The following is a 19,496-nucleotide window of genomic DNA, read 5'->3' as shown; positions in this document are numbered from 1 at the left end:
CGCCGACCAGGCCGCCGGTGCGGCCGCCCATCGCGTTGCCCGCCGCCGTACCCGCGCCGCCGCCGAGCGCGCCGCCCAGGATGGCGCCGGTACGCTCGCGGCGATTCGAGCTGATCGCGCCGCCCGCGCCGCCGCCCACCGCGCCGCCGATCACGGCACCGGTCGAGCCGCCCAGCGCACCTCCGACGGCTGCACCGGCGACGCCGCCGAGGGCGCCACCCAGTGCGTTATTCATGTCGCTCGCGAATGCAGGCAGCGTCGTCGATGCCGCCAGGGCGAGGGCCACGGTCATATTGCGAACGAGTCGGCGAGACATAGTGTTTTTCCTCTGGTTGCCAAACTGTGATGCAAGTGTAGATTTTGGGCACGGACATTGCTGTAACTGCCTGTAAGCCTTTATTAATGCTGCAGAAACACAACAAAGGCTGCCCGTGGGCAGCCTTGGAGACGATCGACAGCCAGGTCGTCCCTGCGGGTGCGGGAACCCGGTGGCTTTCAAGCAACCTGGATTCCCGCTTTGGCGGGACCGGCCAGCAGCTTCAGCAGCACTTGCCCTGCCCGCCGCCGTAACGCGCCTCCTGCCGCTCGCGGAAGAACTCCTCATAGCTCATCGGCTCCCGGTCCGGATGCGTGCTTTCCATATGGGCCACATAGGTCTGGTAGTCGGGCAGCCCGACCATCAGGCGCAGCGACTGACCCAGGTAGCGACCCATCTGGCCCATCTTGTTCAGCGGATCGAGCATGGCGTTCCCTCCTCTGCGTAGGGTTTGACGTTACGGCGTTGGGCTTGCCACCGGGTCAGCGTTGCGCCGACGCGGCCGCCGGCAGCGGCTCGAACGGCGTCTCGAGCGCGGTCGGCCGTGCCTGGGCGCCGGCGCGCAGGCCGGTACGCAGGCCGTAGTAGACGATCGACAGCACCACCGCCATGAACAGCGCGCACAGGCCCGCGTCCAGGTAGTCGTTGAAGACGATGCGGTGCATCTGCTCCATCGTCTTGGCCGGCGCCAGCACCGTGCCCTGGGCGATCGCGTCGCTGAACTTGCGGGCGTGCGACAGGAAGCCGATCTTCGGGTCGGCGTGGAACAGCTTCTGCCAGCCCGCGGTCAGCGTGCAGATCAGCAGCCAGACGGTCGGCAGCAGCGTGACCCAGGCGTAGCGGCCGCGCTTCATCTTGACCAGCACGCACGTGCCCAGCACCAGCGCCACCGCGGCCAGCATCTGGTTCGAGATGCCGAACAGCGGCCACAGCGTGTTGATGCCGCCCAGCGGATCGACCACCCCCTGGTACAGGAAGTAACCCCAGGCGCCGACGCACAGCGCCGTCGCGATCAGGTTGGCCGGCAGCGAATCGGTGCGGCGCATCGACGGCACGAAGCTGCCCAGCAGGTCCTGCAGCATGAAGCGGCCGGCGCGGGTGCCCGCGTCGACGGCGGTCAGGATGAACAGCGCCTCGAACAGGATCGCGAAGTGGTACCAGAACGCCATCATCGCCTGGCCGCCGACCACCTGGTGCAGGATGTGGGCGATGCCGACCGCCAGCGTCGGCGCGCCGCCGGCGCGCGAGATGATGGTGTTTTCGCCGACGTCCCTGGCGGTCTGCACCAGCACGTCGGGCGTGATCACGAAGCCCCAGTTCGACACCGCGGCCGCGACCGCTTCCGGCGTGGTGCCGATCGCCGCCGCCGGGCTGTTCATCGCGAAGTAGACGCCGGGCTCGATCACCGAGGCGGCCACCAGCGCCATGATCGCGACGAAGGACTCGGCCAGCATCGCGCCATAGCCGATGAAGCGCGCGTGGGTTTCGTTCTCCAGCAGCTTGGGGGTGGTGCCCGACGAGATCAGCGCGTGGAAGCCCGACACCGCGCCGCAGGCGATCGTGATGAACAGGAACGGGAACAGGTTGCCCGACCACACCGGACCGCCGCCTTCGGCGAACTGCGTGAACGCCGGCATCTTCAGTTCCGGCGCGACGATCAGGATGCCGATCGCCAGCGCGATGATGGTGCCGATCTTCAGGAAGGTCGACAGGTAGTCGCGCGGCGCCAGCAGCAGCCACACCGGCAGCACCGCGGCGACGAAGCCGTAGCCGATCAGCATCCAGGTCAGCGCCTTGCCGTCGAAGGTGAACAGCGGCGCCAGCGTGGCGCTCTCGTGCACGTACTGGCCGCCGATGATGGCCAGCATCAGCAGCACGAAGCCGATCACCGACACCTCGCCGATGCGGCCCGGGCGGATGTAGCGGGTGTAGACGCCCATGAACAGCGCGATCGGAATCGTCACCGCCACGGTGAAGGTGCCCCACGGCGAATCGGCCAGCGCCTTGACCACGATCAGCGCCAGCACCGCGAGGATGATGATCATGATCATGAAGCAGCCGAACAGCGCGATCATGCCGGGCACCGTGCCCATCTCGGCCTTGACCAGGTCGCCCAGCGAACGGCCGTCGCGGCGGGTCGAGATGAACAGCACCATGAAGTCCTGCACCGCGCCGGCGAACACCACGCCGGCCAGGATCCACAGCATGCCGGGCATATAGCCCATCTGCGCGGCGAGCACCGGCCCGACCAGCGGTCCGGCGCCGGCGATCGCGGCGAAGTGGTGGCCGAACAGCACCGCCTTGTTGGTCGGCACGTAGTCGAGGCCGTCGTTATGGCGCCAGGCCGGCGTCATCCGTTTGGGGTCCAGCTGCATCACCTTGTCGGCGATGAAGCGGCTGTAGTAGCGGTAAGCGATCAGATAGATGCAGATCGCGGCGACCACGATCCACAAGGCACTGACGGCTTCGCCGCGCGACAGTGCAACGGTGGCGAAGGCAAACGCGCCGAGCACGGCGACGGCCAGCCACATCAGGTGTTGCCCGATGCGATTCATAGTGAAGGTCTCCTCAGACCACATGGAACAAAGCCCGCGAAGGGACAAGGGCCGGTGGACGGTGGGCACGCACGGCGGCACGCGCGCCGCCGGGCGGCGAATGGCGGGTGATCGGGGGCAAGCTGTCTCCGGATATCAGCGGCGCCCGGTCCCTCGACTTCCGGTCCGGATCTTGTCTGGCAGGCGGGGCGATACGCCGGTGGCGGGCACTGGCGCATCCCGTTGCGAATGACGCCGCGCCCGGCCTGGGAGCCCGGTCGCGCGTCGGCGTGTAGTATTGACACCCGCCAATCGAGGCACAAGCGCGTAACTACGCAGCGATCCTGCGTAGTACTACGCAACGGGACGGTAAAAGGCCGCTTCCCAGGCATCCGTGTTTACCCTGGTCACGATGAAACTCCGCCAGAAGATCCTGCTGCTCGCGGTCGCGCCGCTGGCGATCGCCATGCTCGGCATCGCGCTGGCGGTGCACTATCAGGCCACCGCGCTGGTCCGCCACGAGCGCGCGCTGGTCGAGGCCGCCTATCTGCAAAGCAAGGAAACCGAGCTGCGCCACTACGTGCAGCTGGCGCAGAGCGCGATCGCCCCGCTGGTCAGGTCCGGCCGCAACGACGAGGCCACGCGCCAGGCGGCCATGCGGGCGCTGGCTGGGCTGGACTATGGCCCGGACGGCTATTTCTTCCTGTACGACCTGCGCGGGCGCAACCTGATGCATCCGCGCCAGCCCGATCTGATCGGACGCGACCTGTGGGACCTGCGCGATCCCGAGGGCGCGCTGACGATCCAGCAGCTGATCGCGGCGGCACGCTCGGGCGGCGGCGCCGTGCGCTATCGCTGGGAGAAGCCGTCGACGCGGCAGATGGCGCCCAAGCTGGGCTATGTCGTCGCGGTGCCGGAGTGGGGCTGGATGCTCGGCACCGGCATCTATCTGGACGATGTCGAGGCGACGCTGCGCGAGCTCGACAAGCGCGCCGAGACCGATATCCGCGCCACGCTGGCGTGGATCGGCGCGATCGCCGCGATCAGCATCCTGCTGGTCGGCGCCGGCGGGCTGGCGCTGAACATCAGCGAACATCGCGAGGCCGACGCCAAGCTGCGCCAGCTGGCGCAGCGCGTGGTGCGCTCGCAGGAGGACGAACGCGCGCGGCTGTCGCGCGAGCTGCACGACGGCGTCAGCCAGCTGCTGGTGTCGGTCAAGCTGGTGCTCGAGACCGCGCTGAACCGGCTCGCGCAGGCGCCGGCCGACGGCGGTGCGGTGGCGCCGGTGCTCGGCATGGCGCTGAACCGGCTGGAGACGGTGTTCAACGAGGTGCGGCGCGTCGCCCGCAACCTGCGCCCGGCGCTGCTCGACGATCTGGGCCTGCAGGCCGCGCTGCAGCATCTGGCGCGGGAAATGCAGGACGCCAGCGGGCTGCGCATCGATATCGATTGCCGCGGCGTGCCACGGCCGCTGTCGGACCAGGCGGCCACCGCGCTGTACCGCATCGCGCAGGAGGCGCTGACCAATGTCGAGCGGCACGCCGGTGCGCGGCGGGTCGACCTGACGCTGTCGTACGCGGAGTCCGGCGTCGCGCTGGTGGTGCAGGACGACGGCAGCGGCTTCGATCTGGAACGCGTGCAGCGCGACCCGCGCGGCGGCATCGGCCTGCGCAATCTGCGCGAGCGCATCGCCAGCCTGGGCGGCGAGTTCGATATCGATACCGCGCCGGGCGGCACGCGCATCCGCGCCTATCTGCCCGCCACGGCCTTCGCGCCCGAGACGCCCGAGACGCCCGAGACGCCCGAGACGCCCGAGACGCCCGAGACGCCCGAGACGCCCGAGACGCCCGAGACGCCCGAGACGCCCGAGACGCCCGAGACGCCCGAGACGCCCGAGACGCCGGCGCTGGCCGGCACGCCGGCACCGCCCGCGGCCCCGTCCCACTCTTCCCCGCTGTCCCGATGAGCTCCTATTCCGAACCGTACCGTCCCGCGCGCGTGCTGCTGGTCGACGACCACACGCTGGTGCGCGACGGCATGCGCATGCATCTGGCGCTGCAGCCCGGCCTGACCGTGGTCGGCGAGGCCGACGACGGCGAAGCGGCGCTGGCCTGGCTGGCACGCTGCCGGCCCGATGCGCTGCCGGACCTGCTGATCACCGATATCGGCATGCGCGGCATGGGCGGCATCGCGCTGGCCGACGCGCTGCACCAGCGCCATCCCGAGATCGCGGTGCTGATGCTGTCGATGCACGACAACCTCGAATACGTGCGCCAGGCGATGCGCGCCGGCGCGCGAGGCTACGTGCTGAAGGACGCCCCGGCCGACGAACTGCTGGCCGCGATCGACGCGGTGCTGGCCGGCCGGGTCTTCTACAGCGCCCGCATCGCCCGCCGCATGATCGAGGAAGGCCCCGCCTCGCATCCGCTCGATGCGCTGACCCCGCGGGAACGCGACATCCTGAACGGCATCGGCCGGGGCCTGGCCAACAAGGAAATCGCCGCGTCCTTGGGCGTGTCGGTGCGCACGGTGGAGACGCATCGGCTGAACCTCAAGCGCAAGCTCGGCATCGAGGGGCGAGCGGGGTTGGTCAAGTATGCGGTGGAGCAGTTGGGGGGCGACGCGGCAGGAGGTTGAATAGCGGGCCGCGTGACAGACGGCAGAGCGCAACGTGATAGTCGGGCGACATTGCCGATAGCTCTCCGGAAGGTCGGGCCGTACGCTCCGATCCGTCGCAGAGGCCGACCAGGAGGCGGCGTCGCGAGGACTCGGCGCGCAGATATTTGTGTAGGCAAAAAATCGTTGCGCCGGTTATTTTTTGCCCATACAATAAATTCGCCCCGATGGAGTTCGAATTCGACCCCGCAAGGGACGTTCTCAACCGGGCCAAACATGGCATATCGCTGCGCTTCGCCGAATGGTTCGATATGGAGTCCGCCATTCTGAAGGAGGACACCCGGCGTCAATACAACGAACGACGTGTGATCGCACGGGGAATGATCGGCGACAGAGTCCATGTGTTGGTATTCACAATGCGCGGCAACAACATGCGCGTGATTAGCCTTCGCAAAGCCAACCGTCGAGAGGTACTCGAATATGTCGACGAAACGCAAAATCCACATACCGACTGACGCCGAGGATGAAGCGCTCACGCGTGCCGCGCTTTCCGATCCGGACAATCCCCCGCTGACCGACGACGAAATGGCCAGCATGCGACCGGCCAAGGAAGTGCTTCCGAGCCTGGTTGGCGAAAAGGCCGCGCAGGCCTTGCTGAAACGGCGCGGAAGGCCGCCTCTGCCGGCGGACGAGCGCAAGATCACACTAAATATGCGGGCCGACCGAGATGTCATCGAGGCCTTTAGAGCGACTGGTGAAGGCTGGCAGAGCCGGATCAATGATGTCCTACGCGCTTATGCCCGGTCGCACCGCATGTTGCCGCGCGGATGACGGCAGCTACGGAACACGGCAGCTTCCGATAAAAAAAGCCCTCGCGAACCAAATCGCGAGGGCTTCTTTTTTGCCGAGGCGCTCGCCTGGGGCAAGCGCAAAGTCAGGCGACTACCGCATCAAGCCGCCAGCCGCTTGGCCAGCGCATCCTTGGTTTCGGACAGCGCCTGCGGCAGATGGTGCTTGAGCTGGGTGAACAGCTCTTCGTGCAGCGCCAGTTCCTGTTCCCAGGCGGCACGGTCGATCGAGGTGACCTTCTGGAACTGCTCGGGCGAGAAGTCCAGGCCTTCCCAGCGCAGGTCCTCGTAGCGCGGCGAGGTGCCGAACACGTGCTCGGTGCCCTGGCCGCGGCCTTCGACGCGGTCGATCATCCACGACAGCACGCGCATGTTCTCGCCGAAGCCCGGCCACACGAAGTTGCCGGCCTCGTCCTTGCGGAACCAGTTGACGCAGTAGATCTTCGGCAGCTTGGCGCCCGACGCTTCCAGCTTCTTGCCCAGCTCCAGCCAGTGGCCGAAGTAGTCGCTCATGTTGTAGCCGCAGAACGGCAGCATCGCGAACGGGTCGCGGCGCACCACGCCCTGCTGGCCGGCGGCCGCGGCGGTGGTTTCCGAACCCATGGTGGCGGCCATGTAGACGCCTTCGGTCCAGTTGCGGGCCTCGGTCACCAGCGGCACCGTGGTCGAGCGGCGGCCGCCGAAGATGAACGCGTCGATCGGCACGCCGGCCGGGTTGTCCCAGTTCGCGTCGATCGACGGGCATTGCGACGCCGGCGCGGTGAAGCGTGCGTTCGGGTGGGCCGCCTTGGCGCCGGTCTGCTTCGCGATCTCCGGCGTCCAGTCCTTGCCCTGCCAGTCGATCAGATGGGCCGGCGCTTCGCGGGTCATGCCTTCCCACCAGACGTCGCCGTCATCGGTCAGCGCGACGTTGGTGAAGATCACGTTCTCCTTCAGCGTCGCCATCGCGTTGAAGTTGGTCTTCTCGCTGGTGCCCGGGGCCACGCCGAAGTAGCCGGCTTCCGGGTTGATCGCGTACAGGCGGCCGTCCTTGCCCGGCTTGATCCAGGCGATGTCGTCGCCGATCGTGGTGACCTTCCAGCCCTCGAAGCCCTTGGGCGGGATCAGCATTGCAAAGTTGGTCTTGCCGCAGGCCGACGGGAAGGCCGCCGCGACGTGGTACTTCTTGCCCTCGGGCGAGGTCACGCCCAGGATCAGCATGTGTTCGGCCAGCCAGCCCTCGTCGCGGCCCATCGTCGAGGCGATCCGCAGCGCGAAGCACTTCTTGCCCAGCAGCGCGTTGCCGCCGTAACCGGAGCCGAACGACCAGATCTCGCGGGTCTCGGGGAAATGGACGATGTACTTGGTCGGATTGCAGGGCCACGGCACATCCTTCTCGCCGGCCGCCAGCGGCTTGCCCACGGTATGCACGCACGGCACGAACTCGCCGTCGGCGCCCAGCACGTCGTACACGGCGCGGCCCATGCGCGTCATGATCCGCATGTTGACGGCGACGTACGGGCTGTCGGACAGCTCCACGCCGATGTGGGCGATCGGCGAACCGAGCGGCCCCATCGAGAACGGCACCACGTACAGCGTGCGGCCGCGCATGCAGCCATCGAACAGCCCGTTCAGCGTCTGGCGCATCTCGGCCGGCGGCATCCAGTTGTTGGTCGGGCCGGCGTCTTCCTGCTGCTGCGAGCAGATGAAGGTACGGTCCTCGACGCGCGCGACATCGGACGGATCCGACAGGGCCAGGAAGGAGTTCTTGCGCTTGGCGGGGTTCAGCCGCTTCATCGTGCCGGCGGCGACCATCTGCTCGCACAGGCGGTCATATTCCTCCTGCGAGCCGTCGCACCAGTAGATGCTGTCGGGCTTGGTCAGCGCCGCGATCTCGGCGACCCAGGCGACCAGCTTCTGGTGCTTGACCCAGGCCGGAACGTTCAACGCCGGTGTGCCTTGCATGGTGGGGTGGTTCATGGTGGTACTCCAAAGCAAAAAAGAAATCTTTGGCAAAGCCTGGCCCCGGGGCCGCGCTCTGAATATCGTCAAACAGCCGGGTCAAACGCGGGGTCAAACGCGGAGTCGACGAGAACGCGTGCCATGGCCGCATGCTTGAGGGACCACTTCTTGTGGAAGCGGTTCCGCGTGCGGGGCGGGCGTTCTGCCCGCATGGCGGCCGCATGGTGGCCGGTTCTCGACCACGCTCGCCCGGGACCGTCACATCCCGTTACAAGTCCGGCGCGATCCTGTCGGCAATCGATCGCGGGGGACCTTGCGGCTGCGCTACAGTGGCGGTTTTCCCGCGGATGTGTCGCAGCGGGTGCCAGTCAAGCTTTGTCCGGCGACAACGCGGATGCGGGAGCGGAGCTCGACCGACAATCCGGGACGTCACCGAAGGCGGCAAGGATACCACCGCTGTCGTCCTCCGTTTTTTGCTCTGCAGCAAGCGGGCGGCGCAAATTCCGGTCGGAACACCGTTGTCGCGGCTGCGTGTTGCCGCACTTTGCTGCGCGTTGGTCGCCCACCTTACTGGCCGCCGGCATGCCGGTCTGTGGGCACGCGTACCAACGGGATTGCCGGGGCCGTTGCGCCGCCATCGATGTTCGAACCTCTCGCCCAGTTTTAACGAACCGCCTCACCGAACCCGACGATGAAAATTGCCGTTCTCGACGACTACCAGGATGCCGTGCGCAAGCTGGCCTGCTTCCAGCTGCTGCAGGGACATGACGTCAAGGTGTTCAACAACACCGTCAAGGGCGTGGGCCAGCTGGCGGCGCGCCTGTCCGACGTCGAAGCCGTGGTGCTGATCCGCGAGCGCACCCGCATCACGCGCCAGCTGCTGGAGAAGCTGCCGAAGCTGAAGATCATCAGCCAGACCGGCCGGGTCGGCGGCGTGGGCAGCCATATCGACGTCGACGCCTGCACCGACCGCGGCGTGGTGGTGCTCGAAGGGGTCGGTTCGCCGGTGGCCCCGGCCGAACTGACCTGGGCGCTGATCATGGCGGCGCAGCGGCGGATCCCGCAGTACGTCGCCAGTCTGAAGCACGGCGCCTGGCAGCAGTCGGGTTTGAAGTCGACCACGATGCCGCCGAACTTCGGCCTGGGCCAGGTGCTGAAGGGCCAGACGCTCGGCATCTGGGGCTACGGCAAGATCGGCCGCCTGGTGGCCGGCTATGGCCGCGCCTTCGGCATGAGCGTGCTGGTCTGGGGCCGCGAGGGCTCGCAGACGGCCGCGCGCGAGGACGGTTTCGCGGTGGCCGAGTCCAGGGAGCAGCTGTTCGCCGACAGCGACGTGCTGTCGCTGCATCTGCGGCTGAACGACGAGACGCGCCATATCGTCAAGCTGGCCGACCTGACCTCAATGAAGCCGACCGCGCTGTTCGTCAATACCAGCCGCGCCGAGCTGGTCGAGGAAAACGCGCTGGTGGCCGCGCTGAACCGCGGCCGGCCCGGCATGGCGGCGGTCGATGTGTTCGAATCCGAGCCGATCCTGCAGGGCCACGCGCTGCTGCGGATGGAAAACTGCATCTGCACGCCGCACCTGGGCTATGTCGAGCGCGACAGCTACGAGCTCTATTTCCGCACGGCGTTCCAGAACATCCTCGACGTGCTGGCCGGCGAGCACGGCAGCGTGGTCAATCCGAAGGCGCTGACGCCCGCGCTGACGCGCTGAGGGACGGCCTCGCCGCGGCGGACCGGATGGTCCCCGCGGCCGCGGCGGCGTCCGACCCGATCGTCGCAAAACCGCTACACTGCCGGGATTCACGGGCGGCCCCCTCCGCCATCTCCCCTCGCATCCCCATCATGGATCCCAGGCTCCTGACGCTGTGCGTCGGCAATTTCGTCATCGGCACCGGCGCGATGATCGTCACCGGCATGCTGAACGACATCGCCGGCGATTTTCATTTGAGCGCCGCCACCGCTGGCCAGCTGATCTCCGCCTTCGCGCTGGCCTGCTGCGTCGGCGCGCCGCTGTTCGCCACGCTGGGTTCGCGGATCGACCGCCGGCTGCTGCTGGTCGGCGCGCTCGGGCTCTATGGCGTGCTGCACCTGGCCTCGGCGCTGGCGCCGAACTTCGGCACGCTGGTGGTGCTGCGTTTCGTCACGGCGATCGGCGCCGCGATCTATACCCCGCAGGCCGCGGCGACGCTGCCGCTGCTGGTCGACGCGAAGCTGCGCGGCCGGGCGATCAGCTTCGTCTTCCTCGGCTGGAGCGTGGCCAGTGTGGTCGGCGTGCCGATGGGCACCTGGATCAGTACGACGCTGGGCTGGCGCGTCAGCATGGCCGTAGTCGGCGTGATGGCGCTGGGCGTCGCGCTGGCGCTGTGGCGGGTGTTGCCGCGCGGACTGATGGTGGCGCCGGTCGGGCGCGCGGCCTGGGGCGCGGTGCTGCGCCATACGCCGCTGCTGATGGTGGTCGGCGTGACGATGGTGTCGTCGGCCGGCATGTTCACGATGTTCACCTATATCGCGCCGATGCTGCGCGACGTCCATGGCGTCAGCGGCGGCGCGCTGAGCCTGATGTTCCTGGCCTACGGCGCCTGCGGCGTGCTCGGCAATGTGGTCGCGGCCGCGCGCATGGACCGCGCCACGCCGGCCCGCGTGGTCCACGTCGCGCTGGGCACCTCGCTGGCGGCGATGCTGCTATGGCCGCTGACGGGCCTCGGCGCGGTCGCGCTGGTGCTGATCTTCATGCTGTGGGGCGTGGGCGGCTTTGCCACCAACAGCGCCCAGCAGGCGCGGCTGGTGGCGCTGGCGCCGGAGCGGGCGGCGGTGTCGATCTCGCTCAATTCCTCGTCGATCTATCTGGGTCAGGCGATCGGCGCGATGGTCGGCGCGGCGATCTACGCCACCGCCGGCGCGCAGGCGCTGCACTGGGGCGCGGCCGCGCTGATGCTCGGCGCCCTGCTGCTGTCAGCCCGCGCCCGGGCGCTCGGCTGCCGGTGGCTGCGGCGGCAGGCACCACAGCAGGCCTGAACGCGCCGGCCCGGCAGGCCCGTTTTCTGCTAATGTTTGATCCCTGATACAAAGACGGCCCCTCTCCTGTAATCGTTTGTAATACAGACGCGTCTGCCAATGCTTGCCAGAGATGGCGCCATGGCGGTACCACTGGGGGCGGCCGGCCGCCCACCGGTTCACAGAAGCCGGCGGTGGCCGTCCGGGTGGGCACGGCGACAAAAGGGAGCGAACACGCGCAATCGCAGCGCGGCGCAGCAGAGGGTCCTCGCATGAAATCGAAGGGTATCGACCAGGCCAAGGGCTTTGTCGAAAGCAATTGGAGCCAGGCCATGGGTACCGGCAGAAGTCGTGTGTCGCCATGGCTGGCACTGGCATTGGTCGTGCTGCTGGCCGGGGCCGGCTGGTTCGGCTGGAAGACGTGGTTCGCCGCCAGGCCGCAGGCGCAGGGGCCGGCCCCGGTGGCGGTGACCACCGCGCTGGCGCGCCAGGGCGACGTGCCGCTGCAGGTCAGCGTCAACGGCAACGTGACCGCGCTGTCCACCGTCGAGGTCCGCCCGCAGGTCTCCAGCACTGTCCGCACCGTCCATATCCGCGAAGGCCAGACCGTCAAGCCCGGCGATCTGCTGTTCTCGCTCGACACCCGGATGGACGAGGCCAACCTGGCGCGCGCCCGTGCGCAGCTGCTGCGCGACCAGGCCGATCTGGCCGACGCCCGCCGCTCGCTGGCCCGCAGCGAGGAGCTGGTCGCGCGCAACTTCATCTCGCGCAGCGCGGTCGATACCGCGCGCGCCAAGGTCGATGCGCTGGAGGCCACGGTACGGGCCGACCAGGCCGCGATCGAAGCGAGCCGCGTCGCGGTCAGCTACGGCGCGATCCGCGCCACGATCGGCGGCCGCACCGGCGTGATCAACGTCTTCCCCGGCTCGCTGGTGCTGCCGACCGCGGCCCAGCCGATGGTCACGATCGCCCAGATCCAGCCGATCGCCGTCACGTTCACGCTGCCCGAACGCCAGCTGGCCGCGCTGCGCGACGCGTTGCGCAGCGGCCCGGTGCCGGTGACCGCGCAGCCCAACGACGGCAATCCCGAGCCGGTGCAGGGCCGCATCACCTTCGTCGACAACACCGTCGACCCGCAGTACGGCACGATCCGCGTCAAGGCGCAGTTCGACAACGAGGCGCAACGCCTGTGGCCGGGGACCTACGCGCGCGTCGAGGCGGTGGTGCAGACGCTGACCGGCGTGGTCTCGGTGCCGCCGCAGTCGGTGGTGACCGGACCCGAAGGCCGCTTCGTCTATGCGGTGCAGGGCGACGGCAAGGTCAGGTCGATGCCGGTCAAGATGCTGGCGGCGACCGCCGCCGCGGCGGTGGTCGAAGGCGTGCCGGCCGGCACGCGCGTGGTGGTCGAGGGCGTGCAGAACCTGCGGCCCGGCAGCGCGATCAGAGAAGCCAGTGCTCCGGCCGCGGCGCCGGCCCCCGGGAAGCACTGACGCCATGACGCTGTCCGAACTCTGCATCCGCCGGCCCGTGATGACGGTGCTGCTGGCGATCGCGATCGTGGTCACCGGCATCGTGCTGTACCCGACCATCCCGATCGCCGCGCTGCCCAGCTTCAATTCCCCGGTGATCCAGGTCACTGCGCGGCTGCCCGGGGCCAGTCCCGAGACGATGGCCGCGTCGGTCGCCACGCCGCTGGAAAAGCAGTTCGCCACGATCCCCGGCGTGTCGGTGATCAGCTCGGCCAACACGCTGGGCAATTCCAGCATCACGATCGAGTTCAACAACGACCGCGACATCGACGCCGCCGCGGTCGACGTGCAATCGGCGCTGTTCCGCGCGCAGCGCTCGCTGCCGACCGAGATGACCGAGCCGCCGTCGTACCGCAAGGTCAACCCGGCCGATGCCGCGGTGATCCTGCTGGCGATCAATTCGCCGGCGATGAGCCTGGCCGAGCTGAACGCCTTCGGCGACAACCTGATCGCGCCGACGCTGTCGACGCTGCCCGGCGTCGCGCAGGTGCTGGTCTATGGCCAGAAGCGCTTCGCGGTGCGGGTACGCGCGCGTCCCGATGCGCTGGCCGCGCGCGGCATGACTCTCGACGAGCTGGCCGGCGCGATCTCGCGCGCCAACGCCAACACGCCGGTCGGCACGCTCGACGGCGCGCGCCAGATGCTGACGATCCAGGCCAATCGCCAGCTGGCCGACGCCGACGCCTTCCGCAACATCATCGTCGCCAGCCAGCCCAACGGCTCGCTGGTGCGGCTGTCGGACGTGGCCGAGGTCGAGGACAGCGTCGAGACGCTGAAGACCGGCAGCTGGCTGAACAACGAGCGCTCGATCGTGCTGGCGGTGCAGCGCCAGCCCGACGCCAACACGGTCGCCGTGGTCGACGCGATCCGCGCCGCGCTGCCGCGGCTGGTGCAGCAGATGCCGGCCTCGGTCAACGTCAATGTGGTCAACGACCGTTCGCGCTCGGTGCGCGAGTCGATCCACGACGTGCAGTTCACGCTGGCGCTGACCGCCGCGCTGGTGGTGATGGTGATCTTCCTGTTCCTGCGCCGCGCCGCCGCCACGCTGATCCCGACGGTGTCGCTGCCGATCTCGCTGATCGGCACGGTCGCGCTGATGAAGGCGTTCGGCTACAGCCTGGACAACGTGTCGCTGCTGGCCATCACGCTGGCGGTCGGCCTGGTGGTCGACGACGCCATCGTGATGCTGGAGAACATCGTCCGCCATATCGAGGAAGGCATGGCGCCGTTGAAGGCGGCGCTGGTCGGCTCGCGCGAGATGGGCTTCACCATCGTGTCGATCTCGGTGTCGCTGGTGGCGGTGTTCATCCCGATCTTCTTCATGCCGGGCGTGATCGGCCTGCTGTTCCACGAGTTCGCCGCGGTGGTGTCGCTGTCGATCCTGGTGTCGGCGCTGGTGTCGCTGACGCTGATCCCGATGCTGTGCGCGCGCTTCCTGTCGGCCGAGAACGTGCCGGTCGACGAATCGCAGCATGCCTATGGCGATGCGCCGGCGCACGCGCCGCGTCCGCAGAAGCAGAGCGTCGGCCTGCGCGCGACGCAGTGGTTCGAGAACCTGTTCGAATTCACGCTGCACCGCTATGCGCGCGGGCTCGACTGGTGCCTGGCCCATCGGCGCACCGTGCTGGCCGCGGCCGGCATGACGTTCGTGCTGACCGCGGTGCTGTTCGTGCTGATTCCCAAGGGCTTCTTTCCCGAAGAGGACATCGGCCAGATCCAGGTCAATGCGGACGGCCCGCAGGACATCTCCTTCGATGCAATGTCGACGCTGATGCGCGACGCGGCCGAGCGGATGCGCGCCAATCCCGCGGTCAAGAGCATCGTGGTGGCGATCGGCGGCGGCCCCTCGCCCGCGATCAATACCGGCCGCATGTTCATCGAGCTGAAGCCCGGCGGCGAGCGGCCGAAGATGCCGCAGGTGGTCGAATCGCTGCGCCGCGACGTCGCCGGCATTCCCGGGCTGAACGTTTATTTCCGGCCGGTGCAGAACCTGCAGCTGGGCGGCCGCGTCAGCAAGGCGCGCTACCAATACACGCTGCAGAGCGTGCAGTCGGGCAATCTGCAGACCGCCGCCGACAAGCTGATGGCACGCATGCGGGCCGATCCGCTGTTCCGCGACGTCACCAGCGATTCGCAGCAGGCCGGCCTCGAGGCGCAGCTGGCGATCGACCGCGACAAGGCGAACTCGCTCGGCGTGCAGATGCAGGACGTGCGCACCGCGCTCTATACCGCGTTCGGCGAGCGACAGGTGTCGACGATCTATACCTCGATCGACAGCTATTACGTGATCCTGCAGGCGGCGGATGTCGACCGCGTCGACGAGACCGCGTTCTCGAAGATCTACGTGCGCAGCACCAGCGGCACGCTGGTGCCGCTGTCGGCGTTCGCGACCACCGAGCGCCGCGTCGGTCCGATCGCGGTCAACCACCAGGGCCAGCTGCCGTCCGTGACGGTGTCGTTCAACCTGGCCCCGGGCGCGGCGCTGGGCGACGCGTCGGCGCGCATCGACCGCTTCAAGCAGGAAACCGCGATGCCGCAGGAGATCTTCACCAGCTGGGGCGGCGATGCGGCGGTGTTCCAGTCCTCGCAGTCGACGCAGGTGATCCTGCTGATCGCGGCGATCGCGGTGATCTACGTGCTGCTGGGCGTGCTGTACGAAAGCTATATCCACCCGTTGACGATCCTCGCCGGCCTGCCGTCGGCGGCGGTCGGCGCGCTGCTGACGCTGTTCCTGTTCCGCGTCGAGCTGTCGCTGATCGCGATCATCGGCGTGCTGATGCTGATCGGCATCGTCAAGAAGAACGCGATCATGATGATCGACTTCGCGCTGGCGGCGCAGCGCGAACAGGGCATGCCGCCGGCCAGGGCCATCCGCCAGGCGTGCCTGCTGCGCTTCCGTCCGATCATGATGACCACGCTGGCGGCGATCATGGGCGCGCTGCCGATCGCGCTCGGCCTGGGCGCCGGCGCCGAGCTGCGCCAGCCGCTGGGCCTGGCCGTGGTCGGCGGGCTGCTGTTCTCGCAGGTCATCACGCTGTTCATCACGCCGGTGATCTACCTGGCGCTGGATCGCTTCTCCGGCAGCGGCCCGCTGGAGATCGATGCCGATGGCAACCGCGTGGCCGCGACGGTGGGAGCGGATGCGGGCCGCTGAGCCCGGATTGCCGGGCGTGGCGAAAGCCGCCGCGCTCACTGCGATGCTGGCCTTGCTTGCCGGCTGCGCCACGATGCCCTCCCATCCCGACCGCCCGGATCGGGATGCGCATCGGCTGGCGGCCTACCGCTATGTGCTGCTCGGCGAGGTCCACGACAACGCCGAAGGGCATCGCCGCCGCCTGGCCGCGCTGACCGAGGCGATCGACGCGGGCTGGCGGCCCGCCATCGCGATGGAGCAATTCGATCGCGAACGGCAAGCGGATCTGGACCGCGCCCGCCGGCAGCGGCCCGGCGATGCCGACCATCTGATCGCGCAGGCCGGCGCCGCCGGTTGGGACTGGTCGCTGTACCGGCCGGTCATCGTGCTGGCGTTGCGGCACGATCTGCCGCTGATTGCCGCGAACCTGTCGCGCGACGATGCGCGCGGCGTGATGCGGGGCGGCGCGGTGTTCAGTGCGGCCGAGCGCGAACGGCTGGGCCTGGACCGGCCGCTGCCGGCCGATCTCGCGGCCGCGCAGACGGCCGTGCTCGACGACAGCCATTGCGGCCATTTCCCGCGCGCGATGTTGCCCGGCATGCTGAATGCCCAGGCCGCGCGCGATGCGGTGATGGCTGCCGCGCTGCGCGAGCACGCCGCGCACGGTGTGGTGCTGCTGGCTGGCAACGGTCATGTGCGGGAGGACATCGGCGTGCCGCGCTGGCTCGGTGCGAAGCCGGCCGAGGTGCTGACCGTGGCGTATCTGGAAGCGGCGGGACCGCACGAGGCCGGCGCCTACGACCACGTGGTACTGGTGCCGCCGGTGCAGCGCCCCGATCCCTGCGGCGCGATGCACCAGACGCCGCGCTAGGCGCGGGTGCCGCCGCCCTCGTTTCCGCCCGGATCTTGACGGCCGCGCGCGCCGCCGCCCATCAGATGCGGCCATGGCCCCTGCCCCGCCAGCGTGTCGCCCGGATTGCGCAACGGGCAGCTTTTCAGCGACAGGCAGCCGCAGCCGATGCAGCCGTCGAGCTGGTCGCGCAACTGCGTCAGCGTGCGGATGCGCTCGTCCAGGTCCTCGCGCCACGCCGCCGACAGCCGGCGCCAGTCGGCCACCGTCGGCGCGCGCCCTTCGGGCAGCCGCGCCATCGCCTCGGCGATCAATGCCAGCGGCAGGCCCATGCGCTGCGCCACGCGAATCACCGCCAGCTGGCGCAATACCGCGCGTGCATAGCGCCGCTGGTTGCCGGCGCTGCGCGTACTGCGGATCAGGCCCTTGGACTCGTAGAAATGCAGCGCGGAGACGGCCAGTCCGGTGCGCGCGGCGACTTCGCCGACCGACAGCATGTCGGCGGCCCGCAGGCCGCGTTGGCGCGGCGGCCGCTCGATCGATTCGTCATGGGGTGGCTTGCGTGGCATGGCGGGATTCCGTCGCGGTTCGCAGCGAAAGACCCAATGCTAGCAGGGTCACGATTGACCTTAACCTGACTTGAGGTTTGATACTGGCGGGACTTCGTTTCTCCTCTTCGAGATCTCCGCCATGATCGAATCGCGCCGTCCCGCCTGCAGCCTGCACTTCGTCAATCCGCACGGCCTTTACGACCCCAGTCCGAATGCCTACTCGCATGTCGCGGTGGCAACCGCGCCGGGACGCATCGTGTTCGCCAGCGGCCAGGGCGGCGAGGACCAGCACGGTAGGCTGGCGCCGGATTTTGCCGGACAGGTGCGGCGTGCGCTGGAGAACCTGGAGATCGCGCTGCATGCCGGCGGCGCGGACCTGCGCGACGTGGCCAAGCTGACCGTGCTGATCGTCGACCATTCGCTCGAACGGCTGCAGGAGTTCGGCGCCGAATTGCGGCGCATCTGGGGCACGCGCCCGCCGCCCGCCTGCACGCTGATTCCGGTATCGCGGCTGGCGCTCGACGGCATGTTGTTCGAGATCGAGGCGACCGCGGTGGTATCGCGCTAGGCGCGGCCGTGCCGGAGTTCAGCGGAACAGTTCAGCCGAACGGCTCGGCCGAACCGCTCAGCCGAACAGTTCCTCGGCGACGGTCGGGTGCAGCGGCATCGTGGTTTCCAGATGCGACAGCCGCACGCCCAGGCGCAGCGCCACCGCGATCGACTGCGCGATCTCGGGCGCGGCGTTGTCCAGCAGATGCACGCCGAGCACGCGCCCGCTGCGCGCGTTGTAGACCACCTTGATCATCGAGGGCATCGGGTTGCCGGCGAAGCGGTTTTCCAGCGAGACGAAACGCTTGATGCGCGTGCCGATGCGCTCGGGCTTGCCGGCGGCTTCGATCGCCGCCGCCTCGGTCAGGCCGACGCTGCCGATCGCCGGCTCGCAGAACACCGCGGTGGGAATCACGTCGAAGTCGGTGCGCTCGCCGCGCCGGCCGAACAGGCGGTCCGCCAGCCAGCGGCCCTGGGCGATGGCGACCGGCGTCAGCTGCGGCCCCTCGGTAACGTCGCCGATCGCATGGATGCCACGCACGCTGGTGCGCAACTGCCGGTCGACACGCACGCCACGCTGTCCGCGCGCCACGCCCAGCGCCTCGAGGCCGAGGCCTTCGACATTGGGTTCGCGTCCGATCGCGGCCAGCGCCGCCTGCGCGCGCACGCTGTGGATCCGTGCCTTGCCGCTGCTCTTCCCACCGCCCTTCTCGTCACCCTTCCCGCTGCCGTTCCCGCCCGCTTCGGCCTGCCTGTAGCAGACCTCGATCGCGCCGTTGGCCTGGTCGAGCAGCGTCACCTCCGTATTCAGATGCAGCCGCACGCCTTTCGCGGTCAGCGCCTCGGCCAGCGCCAGCGCAATGTCCTCGTCGAAGTTTTCCAGCAGCCGCGACTCGCGCACCAGCATGTCGACCTTGACGCCGTAGCGCGACAGGATCGATGCCATCTCGACCGCGATATAGCCGCCGCCGATCACTACCAGCGAGGCCGGCACGCCGTCCCACTGGAACACGTCGTCCGAGCTGCTGGCCAGCTCGCCGCCAGGCACCGGCAGCGGCGTCGGCCGTGAACCGGTGGCGATCAGGATGCGGCGCCCCTGCAGCGTTTCGCCGCCCACACGCACCTCGCCCGGCGCGCTGATGGTCGCCTCGCCGCGCAGCAGCTGCACGCCGGCCTCCTGCAGCCGCTGCGTATAGCTGGCATGCAGCCGCGCCATCTCGGCCTTGACGCGCACGATGGCGTCGTTCCAGTCCTCGCGTCCGCCGGTATGCGACAGGCAGCCCGACAGGATCGCGGCCCAGGTCGCGCCGTAGCTCAGCATCTTCTTGGGCACGCAGCCGCGGTTCACGCAGGTGCCGCCGATCTGCTCGCGCTCGACCAGCACCACGCTGGCCCCGTGCGAGGCGGCCCGCATCGCCGCGGCGACGCCGGCCGAGCCGCCGCCGATCACGACGAAGTCGGCCTGGCGCGCGCGCCCGGCGCCGGCGTTGCCCTTGCCGCGCGGCACGCGCTCCATCCGGGGTTCGGCCGATACCTTGCTCGCGCGCTTGCGTTCGTTGTCGTTGCCAGCCTGCCGCTTCGTCATCTATGCCTCCTGCCGCGGCGCGCCGGCCGCGAGAATTGCAAGAACCC

At 68.8% G+C, this 19,496-nt stretch carries 16 protein-coding genes; 10 read left to right on the top strand and 6 right to left on the bottom strand.

Features of this window, described 5'->3' with window-relative positions; all coding sequences use genetic code 11:
* The 3 genes from F7Q96_RS19705 to F7Q96_RS19695 all read right to left on the bottom strand — a co-directional run.
* Positions 1–316: hypothetical protein (locus F7Q96_RS19705; RefSeq protein ID WP_151023150.1), on the bottom strand; the 316-nt coding region annotated here is incomplete at its 3' end.
* Positions 317–539: 223 nt separating this feature from the next.
* Positions 540–743 (bottom strand): YbdD/YjiX family protein, encoded by a 204-nt coding sequence (locus F7Q96_RS19700; RefSeq protein ID WP_006579436.1) that lies wholly within the window; start codon positions 741–743, stop codon positions 540–542.
* A gap of 55 nt (positions 744–798) precedes the next feature.
* On the bottom strand, positions 799–2,871 hold the full coding sequence (locus F7Q96_RS19695) for a carbon starvation CstA family protein (RefSeq protein WP_053822880.1): 2,073 nt from the start codon (positions 2,869–2,871) through the stop codon (positions 799–801).
* Positions 2,872–3,262: 391 nt separating this feature from the next.
* Here F7Q96_RS19695 and F7Q96_RS19690 point away from each other — a divergent pair, with 391 nt between their 5' ends.
* The 4 genes from F7Q96_RS19690 to F7Q96_RS19675 all read left to right on the top strand — a co-directional run bounded on the left by F7Q96_RS19690 (position 3,263) and on the right by F7Q96_RS19675 (position 6,297).
* Positions 3,263–4,816: a cache domain-containing protein gene (locus F7Q96_RS19690; RefSeq protein ID WP_151023148.1), complete on the top strand. Its 1,554-nt coding sequence runs from the start codon at positions 3,263–3,265 to the stop codon at positions 4,814–4,816.
* Complete coding sequence (locus F7Q96_RS19685; RefSeq protein ID WP_151023146.1) at positions 4,813–5,487, top strand: response regulator; 675 nt, start codon at positions 4,813–4,815, stop codon at positions 5,485–5,487. Before F7Q96_RS19690 ends, F7Q96_RS19685 begins: the two co-directional genes overlap by 4 nt.
* Positions 5,488–5,693: 206 nt before the next feature.
* Positions 5,694–5,981 carry a BrnT family toxin gene (locus F7Q96_RS19680; RefSeq protein ID WP_053822881.1) on the top strand — a complete coding sequence of 96 codons (288 nt, stop codon included), beginning with the start codon at positions 5,694–5,696 and terminating at the stop codon, positions 5,979–5,981.
* On the top strand, positions 5,947–6,297 hold the full coding sequence (locus F7Q96_RS19675; protein WP_082371583.1) for a BrnA antitoxin family protein: 351 nt from the start codon (positions 5,947–5,949) through the stop codon (positions 6,295–6,297). Before F7Q96_RS19680 ends, F7Q96_RS19675 begins: the two co-directional genes overlap by 35 nt.
* A gap of 119 nt (positions 6,298–6,416) precedes the next feature.
* Here F7Q96_RS19675 and F7Q96_RS19670 read toward each other — a convergent pair whose 3' ends face one another.
* Positions 6,417–8,273 (bottom strand): phosphoenolpyruvate carboxykinase (GTP), encoded by a 1,857-nt coding sequence (locus F7Q96_RS19670; RefSeq protein ID WP_053822882.1) that lies wholly within the window; start codon positions 8,271–8,273, stop codon positions 6,417–6,419.
* Positions 8,274–8,946: 673 nt separating this feature from the next.
* On the opposite strand from F7Q96_RS19670, the gene F7Q96_RS19665 reads away from it, so the two are divergent.
* From F7Q96_RS19665 to F7Q96_RS19645, 5 genes are all read left to right on the top strand, one after another.
* Entirely contained in the window at positions 8,947–9,969 is a 1,023-nt protein-coding gene (locus F7Q96_RS19665) for a D-2-hydroxyacid dehydrogenase family protein (RefSeq protein WP_151023145.1), read from the top strand.
* A gap of 131 nt (positions 9,970–10,100) precedes the next feature.
* On the top strand, positions 10,101–11,273 hold the full coding sequence (locus F7Q96_RS19660; protein ID WP_053822883.1) for an MFS transporter: 1,173 nt from the start codon (positions 10,101–10,103) through the stop codon (positions 11,271–11,273).
* 251 nt (positions 11,274–11,524) lie between these two features.
* Complete coding sequence (locus tag F7Q96_RS19655; RefSeq protein WP_151023143.1) at positions 11,525–12,742, top strand: efflux RND transporter periplasmic adaptor subunit; 1,218 nt, start codon at positions 11,525–11,527, stop codon at positions 12,740–12,742.
* A 4-nt stretch (positions 12,743–12,746) separates the two neighbouring features.
* Complete coding sequence (locus F7Q96_RS19650; protein ID WP_053822884.1) at positions 12,747–15,935, top strand: efflux RND transporter permease subunit; 3,189 nt, start codon at positions 12,747–12,749, stop codon at positions 15,933–15,935.
* Positions 15,922–16,785 carry a ChaN family lipoprotein gene (locus F7Q96_RS19645; protein WP_053823257.1) on the top strand — a complete coding sequence of 288 codons (864 nt, stop codon included), beginning with the start codon at positions 15,922–15,924 and terminating at the stop codon, positions 16,783–16,785. Before F7Q96_RS19650 ends, F7Q96_RS19645 begins: the two co-directional genes overlap by 14 nt.
* Here the strand turns inward: F7Q96_RS19645 and soxR are convergent.
* Complete coding sequence (gene soxR / locus F7Q96_RS19640; protein WP_053822885.1) at positions 16,782–17,333, bottom strand: redox-sensitive transcriptional activator SoxR; 552 nt, start codon at positions 17,331–17,333, stop codon at positions 16,782–16,784. The two genes, F7Q96_RS19645 and soxR, sit on opposite strands and share 4 nt — an antisense overlap.
* A 121-nt stretch (positions 17,334–17,454) precedes the next feature.
* On the opposite strand from soxR, the gene F7Q96_RS19635 reads away from it, so the two are divergent.
* The gene (locus tag F7Q96_RS19635; protein ID WP_053822886.1) at positions 17,455–17,883 is read left to right on the top strand and encodes a RidA family protein; all 429 of its coding nucleotides are present in this window, start codon (positions 17,455–17,457) and stop codon (positions 17,881–17,883) included.
* A gap of 57 nt (positions 17,884–17,940) precedes the next feature.
* Here the strand turns inward: F7Q96_RS19635 and F7Q96_RS19630 are convergent, their stop codons facing one another.
* Complete coding sequence (locus F7Q96_RS19630; RefSeq protein WP_053822887.1) at positions 17,941–19,449, bottom strand: dihydrolipoyl dehydrogenase family protein; 1,509 nt, start codon at positions 19,447–19,449, stop codon at positions 17,941–17,943.
* Between the last annotated feature and the right edge of the window lie 47 nt (positions 19,450–19,496).

The sequence above is a fragment of the Cupriavidus gilardii genome (assembly GCF_008801915.1).
Classification (GTDB): domain Bacteria; phylum Pseudomonadota; class Gammaproteobacteria; order Burkholderiales; family Burkholderiaceae; genus Cupriavidus; species Cupriavidus gilardii.
Note: the sequence above shows the minus strand (reverse complement) of the source record. Positions and strands in the feature narration are given on the sequence as shown.